At 44.2% G+C, this 13,464-nt stretch carries 8 protein-coding genes; 3 read left to right on the forward strand and 5 right to left on the reverse strand.

Translation table 11 applies throughout. The features are described from left to right. Positions 1 to 25: 25 nt before the first annotated feature. Both ptsP and rppH read right to left on the reverse strand, forming a co-directional pair. A complete protein-coding gene (ptsP, locus tag SWP_RS16920; RefSeq protein ID WP_020913818.1) occupies positions 26 to 2,263 on the reverse strand; it encodes a phosphoenolpyruvate--protein phosphotransferase in 2,238 nt (745 codons plus the stop codon). A gap of 19 nt (positions 2,264 to 2,282) precedes the next feature. Beyond that, positions 2,283 to 2,804: an RNA pyrophosphohydrolase gene (gene rppH, locus SWP_RS16925; protein ID WP_020913819.1), complete on the reverse strand. Its 522-nt coding sequence runs from the start codon at positions 2,802 to 2,804 to the stop codon at positions 2,283 to 2,285. Positions 2,805 to 3,495: 691 nt separating this feature from the next. On the opposite strand from rppH, the gene mutH reads away from it, so the two are divergent. Next, positions 3,496 to 4,167 carry a DNA mismatch repair endonuclease MutH gene (gene mutH / locus SWP_RS16935; RefSeq protein WP_044556038.1) on the forward strand — a complete coding sequence of 224 codons (672 nt, stop codon included), beginning with the start codon at positions 3,496 to 3,498 and terminating at the stop codon, positions 4,165 to 4,167. 123 nt (positions 4,168 to 4,290) lie between these two features. Then, on the forward strand, positions 4,291 to 5,367 hold the full coding sequence (locus SWP_RS16940) for an adenylate/guanylate cyclase domain-containing protein (protein WP_020913821.1): 1,077 nt from the start codon (positions 4,291 to 4,293) through the stop codon (positions 5,365 to 5,367). Between the two features lie 503 nt (positions 5,368 to 5,870). Here SWP_RS16940 and oxyR read toward each other — a convergent pair. The 3 genes from oxyR to mnmL form a co-directional block, all read right to left on the reverse strand. Then, complete coding sequence (oxyR, locus tag SWP_RS16945; protein WP_044556039.1) at positions 5,871 to 6,779, reverse strand: hydrogen peroxide-inducible genes transcriptional activator OxyR; 909 nt, start codon at positions 6,777 to 6,779, stop codon at positions 5,871 to 5,873. 238 nt (positions 6,780 to 7,017) lie between these two features. Then, positions 7,018 to 7,383 (reverse strand): Hpt domain-containing protein, encoded by a 366-nt coding sequence (locus SWP_RS16950; protein ID WP_020913823.1) that lies wholly within the window; start codon positions 7,381 to 7,383, stop codon positions 7,018 to 7,020. A 220-nt stretch (positions 7,384 to 7,603) separates the two neighbouring features. After that, positions 7,604 to 8,524 (reverse strand): tRNA modification radical SAM protein MnmL/YtqA, encoded by a 921-nt coding sequence (gene mnmL, locus SWP_RS16955; RefSeq protein ID WP_044556040.1) that lies wholly within the window; start codon positions 8,522 to 8,524, stop codon positions 7,604 to 7,606. A gap of 487 nt (positions 8,525 to 9,011) precedes the next feature. Here mnmL and gltB point away from each other — a divergent pair, with 487 nt between their 5' ends. Continuing rightward, entirely contained in the window at positions 9,012 to 13,460 is a 4,449-nt protein-coding gene (gene gltB, locus SWP_RS16960; RefSeq protein WP_020913825.1) for a glutamate synthase large subunit, read from the forward strand. The last annotated feature ends 4 nt before the right edge of the window (positions 13,461 to 13,464 follow it).

Below are 13,464 nucleotides of genomic sequence, written 5' to 3' on the forward strand. Positions count from 1 at the left end.
GTATTGCATATTCGCAACTAACAAATTAGTTAAGCAGCGCCGTTAAGCCACGCTCTTGGCAATACTCAGCCACCAAAGCTTTTACCTCTTCAGCAGACGTCAGCTTAAGCACATCATCTAACAGCACACTTAGTTCTTTCTTAGACACTCGCCTAAGCAAATAGTTAATTCGCGATAAACTCGCTTGGTTCATACTAAGCTGGTTATAGCCCATCGCGACGAGTAACAACGCCCCCGCAGGTTCACCAGCGAATTCACCACATACACTGATAGGTAACTGATTCGCATCACAGCGCTCAATAGCGAACTTAAGCGCCCTTAGCACTCCAGGGTGAAAGCTATCAAAAAGTGCATTCACACTAGGGTTATTGCGATCAACAGCCAGCAGATACTGAGTAAGGTCATTTGAACCCACAGAGACAAAGTCGACCCGCTTAGCAACTTCATCTAATTGATATAGCAGTACAGGAACTTCTAACATGATGCCTACTTTAGGCATTAAAATTGACCTTCCAAGTTCGGCAGTGAGCTCCTGGTGAGCTTGGTCAAAGTATACCAACGCAAGATCGATCTCTTCTAGATTACTGACCATCGGCAATAAAACATGCAACTGGTCACTATCACTAGCCGCTTGTAACATCGCCCTTAACTGCACTAAAAAAAGTTCAGGATGATCTAGGCTCAATCGTATTCCGCGCCAACCAAGAAAGGGGTTATCTTCGACAATCGGAAAATAATCGAGTGGTTTGTCACCACCAACATCTAACGTGCGCATGACTACAGGTTTACCATTCGCTGCATTCAATACCTTTCGATAAACTTCTAATTGCTCAGCCTCTCCAGGAAAACACTGTTTTAACATAAACAGGATCTCTGTGCGGTACAATCCGATACCATCTGAATCGCAACCAGTATCAGAGTCGATACTACTGATTAAGCCACTATTGATATACAGATAGACTCGATGGCTATCGAGCGTCACCGTTGACAACGATAACTCGGCAGCATAACGGCGTTGCAAGGCTTTCTCTGCCGCGATTAGGCTTCTATATTCAGATAAAATAGTCGATGAAGGTTCAACTAATAGCTGGCCTCGATTTGCGTTGATAACCACTTGGCACTTATCAAGGTTGGCATTCAAAATACCGTTAACCCCAATAATTGCTGGCACGCCTAGTGCCCTTGCCAAAATAGCAGCATGGGAGTTTACCCCACCAAGCTCAGTCACAACTCCAGCAAGTTTTTGCCTCGGGAACTCAGCAAGTAAGGTCGTGCTGGCTTCTCGCACAATCAAAATTACGGGCGTTTCAGGCTCTAAGAAGATCTTTTCAGGCTCAATAAGCTGCCTAAGGACACGCAAACCAACATCTTTAATGTCACTTGCGCGCTCTTTTAAATAGAGATCTTCCATATCATTAAAATGAGCGATATAACGCTTAGAGACTCTACATACTGCGGTTTCAGCACTCCAGCCGAGACGGACTTCCTTAATGTACTCTCCAGCTAAGCTTGCTTTTTCAAGCAACAATAATAGTGCGGTAAAGATAGAAGCAGCTTCTTCATCCTTTTCTCTATTAAAACGCTGCGATAAGTTACCTAAGGTATCCTTACATCGATTCACCGCCAATTGAAGACGAACTTCCTCTTGGGCTATGCTGACACTTTTACGCTCTTCTAGCGCAAAAGATAACTGCCCACCAAGCAATAGTGCTTTAGCGATAGCAATACCTTTAGATGCCGATTTACCTTCATAGTAAAGAGGCTGTAGCGCACCATGATTAACTAACGCCCGACGCTTAAGTCCCTTAATTGCCATAGCTAGCTGTGCAGCTAAGGTCATTAAAAAAGCTTCTTCACCTTCACTAAATTGTCGAGCGCGGGTTTGCTGCACAACGATGACACCAATCACTGTCTTTTGGTAAACAATAGGTACGGCGAGAAAAGCATTATAGGCTTCTTCAGACACTTCAGGGATTAACTTAAAGCGGGGGTGAGATGATGCATCAGCAAGGTTGACGGCTTCCTCGCGCTGGGCAACTAAGCCTACCAATCCTTGGGTCAGTGGTAATTTAACTCGATTTACAGCGCTAGGTTCCAATCCATCGGTCGCTGATAGGATAAGTTGTTGCTCTTCTAAAACATAGACAGAGCAACATTCTGTCGCCATAGCTTGTTTTGTTTGCGTGACCAGTTGCTCCAGTGCGTATTCAAGATCGCGAGCTGAAGCAACAACTTGTGTGATGTCCCTAAGTGTTTTTAGCACTAACGCAAACCTCTCTTAACTAGTTTCTGCGCATTCCTCTTCTTTTATGGTTCGACTCTTTTACCTGTAAAGGCAACGTTGTCGGCGCAAACTCTTTCATGACTTTACGGTAAACATCTCGTTTAAATGAAACCACCTGCCTCACTGGATACCAATAGCTGACCCAACGCCAATCATCAAATTCAGGATGACCACACGCGTTGAGATCAATGGCGTTCTCACTACTTTTTAACTGCAACAAAAACCATTTCTGTTTTTGCCCAATACAAACGGGTTTACTATCTTGTCTGATCAATCGCTTTGGTAACCTATATCGAAGCCAAGACCGTGTTGATGCGAGGATTTGCACGTGTTCTGGCCTTAATCCTACTTCTTCGTATAATTCACGATACATGGCTTCTTCCGCTGACTCACCTTCGTCAACGCCACCTTGAGGAAATTGCCAGGAATGTTGGCCAAACCTTCTAGCCCACATAACCTGCCCAGAGCGATTACAGATAATGATGCCCACATTTGCGCGAAAGCCGTCACTATCAATCACATGGACTCCAAACTATTAAATATTAATGAATTGATTGTTTCATAAAGCTTGCGCCGCAGCAAATCTCTGTTTCGCATATGCGTTGGATAAATCAAAGAAAACTCAAACTTTATCAACAGGCACATAATTATAAACGCGATCATATCCACAGAATCTGTGGATATCTCTGTTAGAAACTCAATAAAACTCTCGAAATCGGCAATATGAGTCTCAATAACAAATTCAAACCACAGATTAAAACCAGACAGATAACACTTTAAAAACAACAAGATAAAAACCAACAAGTTAATAAGTAACTAGCCACCAGTCACGATTGCACACTATTTGACCAGCCTATTTAAATTGTAAAACTTACATGGTTTGATAATGATGTTATTCACAAGTGCAAGTATATAGAGCCAAAAAAAAGCAAATAATCGCCATCAAATAGCATTGACAGATCACATTCATTGCAGTAGTCACGAGAAAAATAGAAGTTATCCAATAAATCTGTGGATAACTATGTTGGAAAAATAGGGAAACTACAGGTGTAAGTTGAACAACCTACATGGCAATGTAACAGGTAAAACCATTTTACCTTTTATTTTCATTGCGTTACAGCAAGCTTAAGCGCTATCGCGATCAACTAGAAACTACCGACTAAATTTTAATCACATTTACCAAACGGTAAAACTTAAGTAAAATCTGCGCTATGAAAAAATCAACACTACCTCCAGATACTCTCGAAGAGCTCATGTCTCGTGCTGAAGCCATGGCAGGACTAACACTCGGACAATTGGCTAACCACCATCAAATTGAAACGCCTAAAGACCTTAAACGCCATAAAGGCTGGGTCGGCCAACTTATAGAGCTAGAACTTGGCGCACTGGCAGGGTCAAAACCCGAGCCCGATTTTGTTCATCTAGGCGTAGAGCTCAAAACCATCCCGGTCAACCAAGTCGGAAAAGTGCTCGAAACGACCTATGTTACCGTCGCTCCACTCACTAACATTCTCGGTTTAACCTGGGAAAACAGTGTTGTTTGTCACAAATTGCAGCAAGTGCTTTGGATCCCCGTACAGGGTGCTAGAGAGATCCCATTGACTGAGCGCCAAATAGGCTCTCCTGTTTTATGGAGCCCTTCTCTTGAAGAGGCTGCATTATTGAAGCAGGACTGGGAAGAGATCATGGAGCTAATTGCTATCGGCAAAGTCGAAAGCATTACCGCCCGTCATGGTGAAGTCTTGCAGTTACGACCTAAAGCGGCCAACAGTCAAGTGCTCACCCAGAGTATTGATCACAATGGCGCACAGTCTCAAACTAACCCACGCGGTTTTTATTTGAAGACTCAATTTACCCAAAAGATCCTTTCTGGGCTACTTTGAGTAAATTTCGCTCCAAAACTCGCATTCATTTGACTTAGATCACAAATACTACTGGATATAGTAAGGTGATTTTCTATAAACTAGCCCATCGTAAAAAAGTAGTAGTTGGATACCCCTAAAACCGTGAGAGCACGTATACAAGCGAAGAAGTTAGCCTTCGCTATTTTCGCTTGGACTGTAGCCATGGCGGCATTCGTATTTTTCAGATACGCGCAGACTCCAGAACTTCCACAGTGGGCCATTGGTTCCGCTGATTTAGCGACGCTTTCAATTTATATGGGGATCATTTTTGGCAGCCTGCATTGGATGTCTAACCTCATTGCCGACTTCAGTGCCATTAACCGCCTGCCCTATGTATTTTCAGTCATATTTAAAGGTTTATTTCTTCTGCTCGGTGCAACGACACTCGCATATATCACCCAGTACCTAAATATGTGGGCCATCGAAAACCACATGACAACCTTAAGGCAAATGCTGACCGCGCATATTTTGTATAGCCCGGCATTCCAAGCCTTAATCGCCTATCTTGTTGTTGTTCGGGTAGGCTTGGCGTTTATCGAGCAAATGGCTCTACTCGTCGGACCCAGGGTTTTATTTAATATTGGTCTTGGTAAGTATCATAAACCACGCTATGAGCAGCGCTTATTTCTCTACCTTGATATGGTAGCCTCTACCACCCACGCAGAATCTTTAGGTGACTATCGTTTCAGTCGCTTGATCCAAGATAGTTTTAGTTTATTGGCAGATACCGTGACCAATAACGAAGCTGAGATCTATCGCTATATGGGCGATGCCGTACTCATACATTGGCCATTAAAAGACGGCATCAAACAAGATCGCTGTTTTAATATCTATCATGAATTCTCACAACAGCTAAGCTGGCAACGACTGTATTTTGAAGAGCAGTATGGCTTCGTCCCTAAATTTAAGGCGGCAGCCCATTGTGGTCAAGTAGTTGCAGCGGTTGTAGGCGTTCAAAAACAAGAGATCAGCTTCTTTAGTGATGTACTCAATACCTTGGCCAGACTGCAAGATCAATGTAACCCACTCGGGCAAAGAATGTTGATCTCAGGTTCTTTAAAATCCAGACTCGATTTTGCCGATACGCGCTATAACCTCAATAATCTTGGCCCTATCAAACTAAAGGGGAAGCAACACTCAATCGAAGTGTTTGGCGTAACCCCTAAAGCGCCTTCATAGAGCTTTATACCAATTGCATTAAAAGTTTGACCATTCAGCGGGAATTCAAAACGCTGTAGGCAAGTAGTGGAATTTGAGCCAATAGTTATTCTCGGCTCTGGCATCCTGCTTCGCTCTCGATAATTGCTCCTGCATTATTCTACCTTCGACCATCCTTGGTCTCGTACCTCCTAAATCTGACCGCCAAGGAGGGCCGGAATGTCTTATTTTGTATGGAACAAAATAGACCATTTAGTCGTATATCCAAATCCCATAGCGAAGCATACAGCGTTTGCCAATTTGTTTAACCTCAGCCGCACTACGTGAGCCCCTCAGTCTTTCCACTTCTGCTTTGCATTGGCTTAAAAGGGAATAACCATTTCTTTACCAATGCGCTTTGAATTGAAAAGGCTGAGGGGCTCTGAACTGGTCAAATACTTAATGCAATTGGTATTAAAAACCCTAAATACAAAAAGGCCGATACACAGTATCGGCCTTTTTATCCATTCTCTATATTCTACTCATTAATTATGTTGTTCAAGCAGCTTTTGGATCTCTAAGCCTAGTGTTCTAAATGTCAGAATACGGCTCGAGGTCTGACGCCAAACAAGGCCGATGTCTCTATATGGTGTATCGCTAGGAGGCGCCATAGTCGTCAGTTCTGTATTGTTTAATATCCCGGCATCTATCGCCATTTGTGGCAAGAATGTGGTTCCTAATTTGCAATTCACCATCTGTACCAAGGTATGTAAACTCGTTGCTGCAAACGGATTAATCTTGGTACTTTCCCCTAACTGACAAGCACTGATAGCATGCCCAGTAATACAATGTTCAGCCTGCAATAAAAAGATACTTTCGTCTGGCAGATCTTGATAATCAATCGGTTCATGAATCGCATCACTGAGATCTTCATGCACAACCATTTTGAACGGGTCGATACCCACTTTCATACTGTGGTAACCACTAGTATCCACTGGCAAGGCAAGCAACAACAGATCCAGCTCACCTTTACCAAGCGCGTCTACCAACCTATCAGTGGTATCCTCTTTCAAGAACAGAGTGAGATTTGGATAAACCTCTTTGCAATGCTGAACCACTCGACTGAGAAGAAAAGGCGCAATAGTTGGAATACAACCCAAACGGATTTCGCCCGTCATAGGCTCACCTTGGTGCTTAACAAGCTCGACCAAATCATCCACATCAGTGAGTAACTTGCGTGAACGTAACACCACCTCTTCGCCAATAGCGGTAAAGATAAAAGATTTGTGGTCGCGTTCGATCAACTGGTGACCTAATTGCTCTTCGAGGTTTTGAATACCACTAGATAGCGTTGACTGGCTAACATGACAAATTTTTGCAGCGCGATTAAAATTTTGTTCTTGATGTAAATTAACCAAATAAAACAGGTTTTTTAAACTAGGAAGATGTTTCATAAAGCAGATTACCAATGACATTATTTATCGAATAGTTCAATTTAACCTTACCATAGATTTCTCAAGGCATCCTTGAAAATATCTAGCAGAGTGTGAGGCGCCGCAAACAGTTGTAATAAAGTAATGGCAAGCAATTTCTTGAGGATATCGATATATAGGAGAGTAAGTCGGTAAGTAGATAAAAAAATGGCGCTGTTTAGTGAACTAAACAGCGCCATTTTAATATTTAGACTAGAACTTATGCTTTTGATTCAAGATATTGCTTTAACTCTTGCAGATCGCTAGAGCCATAGTTAACAATTTCATTTAACCAAGTTGAATGCTCATCAGCCCAAGCAGCTTCTTCGCCATGTTGAAGGAGTTGCGCAAACTGTTGAATGCGCTTTAGGCCTACTGAGCCAGCAGCACCTTTAAATTTATGAGCTTCACTACAAAGAGTATCTTTATCGTTTGCTTCATATGCATTGACTAAGTTACCTACATATTCAGGCATTAACTGTTCAAACAATACGACACTTTTAAGTAGCGTACCTGCGCCAATTGCACTGCAGTACTGCTCCAGTGTATTAAGATCCAAAATTGATTCTAATTCAGCTGTTGCCATTTAGGCACCTCTCAAAATGATTGCCGTGTAATAAAAAGACGATTTTACCACATAATACCCGCTAAAATGCTTGGTGCAACAACTAGTGTCATATGTAGTTAAATTCATTGCTAATTTAACCTTATTTTAACTTTTCGTTAATCAAAAAACATCACTCTGTGCGATATGTCGAGATTTTTGCTAGCGCAGCTCCAACTGCATCACAAGTTTCTTACGCCAGTTAACTGAGGTTCGTTTTCAAATAGTGGCCTTGACCGCCTTTAGCTGCTAAATCATCAACAATAGCAACTAAACCATCCCAACGAAACGCACACCAATCAGGAGCCAATAACATCGGCTTTTTCGCATAGGCGGTGACCCGATGAAAAATAATATCCTCAGGGGTGTGACGTATAAGCTCACCGACACTAAAGGCGTAATCTTCTATCGTTAATAAGTCCATCTTGTTGTTACGCCAGGCTTTCGCCATGGTGCTGCCCTCTACTATATGCAAAGGATGCAGTTTCAACCCGTCAACACCAGCATCAAGTACTTTATTAAGTGTTTCTAAGTAATCAGTGTGCCCCTCACCCGGCAACCCCAGTATCAAATGGGTACAGACTTTAATGCCGCGCTCGCGAGCACGCTTTACAGTATCAGCGTAGACATCAAAATCATGGCCACGATTGATCCTCTTCAATGTTTTATTATTAGCAGTCTGCAATCCCAACTCTAACCATACATCAAGCCCTAGCTGCTGATATTGTGCCAACAGCTCAATCACTTCGTCAGGCACACAGTCTGGCCGAGTGCCCACACACAGACCAACGATGTCGGTGCCTTTGATCGCTTCATCATACTTCTGCTTTAATACCAAATACTCGTCGTAAGTACTGGTGTACGCCTGAAAATATGCGATGTATTTAGACGGCTTAGTTGATAATCGCTCACGGCCTTGGGTTAGCTGCTCTTGAATTGACAGTTCAGTTTTATGTTCGTGGCTAAAGGATGCAACGTTACAATAAGTGCAGCCACCTTTACCAAGGGTGCCATCTCGGTTTGGGCAGGTAAACTTAGCATCAATCGTCAGCTTACGGATCCGCTCTCCATACTGCTGCTTACACACACTGCCAAACGTCTTAACGTAACTATCCAAGCCCAAAGCCAATCACCTACCATAGAATTTGCGCCATTCTATTCATTTCTTTAAATCATTTATTAGCGCTAGCTCAAATAATGGTAATTTCGCTGTCATCTTTATCTGGTAAACATTATTTCATAAGTAACAGTCGCTTCTGCATAATTAGTCAAGAATGAAAGTGACTATCATTTCACTGTATTTGCAATAAAAATCACTTTCTTGAAATCGACAATAATCGCCCCAGTTGTTACAAATTAGTAAACAGGTTCAGGCGACTAATTTAAAATTCTTTTTATTCATAAGGTTATAGACAACATTTTACAGTTTACGTAAAGGTAAACCCAGTAATACAAGCGTATGAATTAACTGGCAATGCTTAAATGTTATGCAATAAATTGGTTTGACCTTTAGCAAACTTAAGGTTAATTTGATTGATTCGGGTGAATATCTATAGAATATTTTTGCGTTATCTCCCGTGTTGTAGTCAGTTGAGGTTAGGAGTATACCAATGAGCTTATATCATCCAAGTTTTGAACGGGACAATTGTGGGTTTGGGCTTATTGCTCAAATGGACGGTGAAGCGAGTCACCGTATAGTACGTACCGCGATTCACGGATTGGACCGCATGAAGCATCGTGGTGGTATTGCCGCAGATGGACGCACAGGTGATGGTTGCGGATTACTAATGCAACTACCTACTGAATTTTTTAAAGCTATTGCAGCTGAAAATGACTGGCACCTAAGCCGTCGTTTTGCTGTCGGCATGCTTTTTCTGAGCCAAGATGAAGAGCTAGCGTCACAAACCAAGCATCTGCTAGAGCAAGAGTTGCAAAAAGAGACCTTAAGTGTCGCAGGCTGGCGTGATGTGCCCGTTAATACCGACGTACTAGGTCCTATTGGCAAAGCTAGCCAACCTCAAATAGTGCAAGTATTGATTAATGCGCCTATTGGCTGGCGCGAAAAAGACCTTGAACGACGCCTATATATGGCAAGGCGCCGAGTAGAGCAGCAACTTCATCATGACAAAGATTTTTATATTGCCAGCCTTTCAGGCCAAGTTATCGTCTATAAAGGCTTAATGATGCCTGCCGATCTGCCCGCTTTTTATAGCGATCTGGCAGATATTCGTTTACAAAGCGCCATCTGCTTATTCCACCAGCGATTCTCAACCAACACCTCACCTAAGTGGCCACTGGCACAACCGTTTAGGTATTTGGCCCATAATGGTGAAATCAACACCATTACTGGTAACCGCCAATGGGCTAAAGCCCGTGCTTATAAGTTTCATGCACCTCTGTTGCCTGACTTGCAGCAAGCTGCGCCTTTCGTCAATGAGACTGGTTCAGACTCATCATCACTCGATAATATGCTAGAAATGCTGCTCGCAGGCGGTATGGATCTTTATCGAGCCATGCGTTTACTTATTCCACCAGCGTGGCAAAGTAATCCAGAGATGGATCCAGAGTTGAAAGCTTTTTACGATTTCAACTCCATGCATATGGAACCTTGGGACGGCCCCGCTGGCATCGTAATGACCAATGGTCGTCACGCTGCTTGTGCCGTTGACCGTAACGGCCTGCGACCATCACGATATGTGATCACTAAAGATCGCATTTTAACCCTCGCCTCTGAAGTTGGCATCTGGGACTACGCCCCCGATGAAGTGATAGAGAAAGGTCGCGTCGGTCCCGGTGAATTACTGGTACTAGATACACTTAATGGCCAGCTCTATTCGTCGTTTGAGATCGATAACGATCTAAAACGCCGTCACCCATACAAAGAGTGGATGGCTAAAAACAGTAAGATATTAAAACCAGCCGAAGATTTCGGTCCTAACGATCAAGGCACGCGTGAGTTTAACGATGACCAATTACTGCAATATCAAAAACATTTTGGCTACTCACGCGAAGAACTAGAACAGGTTATCTGGGTACTGGCACAAAAAGGTGAAGAGGCTACAGGCTCCATGGGCGACGATACGCCAATGGCTGTGCTGTCTAAAAAGTCACGCACCATCTATGACTACTTCCGCCAAAAATTTGCTCAAGTCACCAATCCGCCTATTGATCCATTGCGTGAGAAACACGTGATGTCACTCACCACCTGCGCAGGTCGCGAGCAAAACCTATTTAACGAAACAACCGGTCATGCATACCGCGTGATGTTCAACTCGCCAGTACTGCTCTTTAGCGATTTTAATCAGCTAATGGCATTGGATAGCACTTACTATCGTGCCAATACTGTCGATTTAAATTACGACTTAGCAGAGGGACTTGAAGCTGCTGTTAAGCGTATTTGTGACGAAGCTGAACGTCTAGCCCGAACAGGTACAACTCTGCTTATCCTGTCAGACCGAGCAACAGCTAAATCTAAGCAGGTTATCCCTGCGGCAATGGCCGTGGGTGCAGTACAACAAATTTTAGTCACTAAGAGCCTGCGCTGCGACACCAATATTATTGTAGAAACGGCATCGGCAAGAGATCCGCACCATTTTGCGGTACTACTCGGCTTCGGCGCGACCGCCATCTACCCCTACCTGGTGTATGAGTGCATTTCAGATCTTGCCCAGCGCAACGGCGTAGAAAACACGCGTGACTTGATGCTTAACTTCCGTCAAGGTATCGATAAAGGCCTGCGTAAGATTATGTCTAAGATGGGCATAAGTACCGTGGCATCTTACCGTTGTAGCCAGCAGTTTGAAGCGGTAGGTTTAGCTGACGAAGTGGTCAACCTTTGCTTTAACGGCGTAATTAGTCGCATTCAAGGCGCTAACTTTGAGTTGATTGAGAAAGATCAGCAGTTGTTACATAAGCACGCCTTTAGAGCGCACCAACAGCTTTCTCAAGGTGGATTACTTAAGTACGTTGAGGGCGGCGAATACCACTGCTTTAACCCTGATGTGGTTAACACCTTGCAAGCCAGCCTGCGTGACCAAGACTATGTAAACTACAAACGCTTTACCGAGTTAGTTGATGACCGCCCTATTGCGACCTTACGTGATTTAATTAAGGTCGAAGGTGACTTGTCTGCCGTCGATATTAAAGACGTTGAAGCCGCCAACACCCTTTACACTCGCTTTGATAGTGCAGCCATGAGTATTGGCGCATTAAGCCCTGAAGCTCACGAAGCACTTGCTGTTGCCATGAACCGTTTAGGCGGCCGCTCAAACTCAGGTGAAGGCGGAGAAGATCCACGCCGCTTTAACAGCGAAGGGAACTCAGCGATTAAGCAGATAGCCTCAGGCCGCTTTGGCGTCACCGCGCATTACTTGGTCAATGCCGAAGTGCTACAAATTAAAGTGGCGCAAGGTGCGAAACCTGGTGAAGGTGGACAACTTCCAGGCGATAAAGTTAGCGTTGAGATTGCCGCGCTTCGAAACGCTCGCCCAGGTGTCACACTCATTTCACCGCCGCCGCACCATGATATCTACTCTATCGAAGATTTGGCTCAGCTAATTTTTGACTTAAAACAGATTAACCCTAAGGCGCTGGTTTCAGTCAAACTGGTATCAGAGCCTGGTGTCGGTACCATTGCTACTGGTGTTGCTAAAGCTTATGCCGATATGATCACCATTTCAGGCTATGACGGCGGTACAGGCGCAAGCCCAATCACCTCGGTTAAATATGCAGGTAGCCCATGGGAGCTAGGTTTAGCTGAAGTACACCAATCTCTGGTTGCCAATGGTCTGCGCCATAAAATCCGCCTGCAAGTCGATGGCGGTCTAAAAACCGGTAAAGATGTGATTAAAGCTGCGTTACTTGGCGCCGAGAGCTTTGGGTTTGGTACAGTGCCGATGATTGCACTTGGCTGTAAATACCTACGTATTTGCCACCTAAATAACTGTGCAACAGGTGTCGCGACTCAAAACAAGCAGTTGCGTAATGAGCACTACCACGGTCTACCAGAGCGAGTAATGACTTACTTCGAGTTTGTTGCGCAAGAGATCCGTGAGTACATGGCAGATCTCGGTGTTACCGAATTTGAGCAACTTGTTGGCCGCAGCGACTGGTTAAGTGCGATTGAAGGGGACACTGCTAAACAGCAAGCACTCGATCTAGCGCCAATTCTGTATAAACCTGAAGTGCCTGCAACTTCAGCGGTCACCTGGCGCGAAACTAACCCGCCATCAGATCAAGGTGAACTTAATCAACGTCTGGTTGAAGACTGTAAAGAAGCGGTATTAGCAGGCGTTCCTATCTGCGAAATCTTTAATATCAACAATACTGACCGCTCAGTAGGTGCCAGCCTTTCAGGGTTTATTGCCACCCACGTCGGCCGCGATGGAGCCAAAGCGCCAATTACACTTAAGTTTAATGGCAGTGCTGGTCAAAGCTTCGGCGTGTGGAATGCACCAGGTCTTGAGCTGATGCTCTGCGGTGATGCTAACGATTATGTCGGTAAAGGCATGTCAGGCGGTAAGATTTCAGTTTATCCGCCACTGGGCAGTCCGTTCAAAACCGAACGTTCAACCATTTTGGGTAACACCTGCTTGTACGGTGCATCTGGCGGCAGGTTGTTTGCATCGGGTCAAGCAGGCGAGCGTTTCGCAGTGCGTAATTCGGGTGCTATAGCGGTAGTAGAAGGCCTAGGTGATAACGGCTGTGAATACATGACAGGCGGCATCGTGGTGGTACTAGGTCAAACAGGGGTTAACTTTGGCGCTGGTATGACGGGCGGATTTGCCTATATCTTCGATCAATTTGGTCACTTTAACCGCCGTGTTAACACCGAGATGGTTGACACTCATAAAGTACAGTCGCCAATTCAACAGCAACATCTGCGTGAATTGATTGAGCAGCATGTTAAAGAGACCAACAGCGAACACGCCAAGATGATCTTAAATGATTTCGAAAACTGGCTAGATTGCTTCATTTTGGTGAAACCTAAGAATGTTGCAGTTGACGACCTATTAAAGTTAGCGCAACCAGAACCTGCACTAGCAGTCAGAGCGGGGTAATGAA

The organism is Shewanella piezotolerans WP3 (assembly GCF_000014885.1).
Taxonomy (GTDB): Bacteria; Pseudomonadota; Gammaproteobacteria; order Enterobacterales; family Shewanellaceae; genus Shewanella; species Shewanella piezotolerans.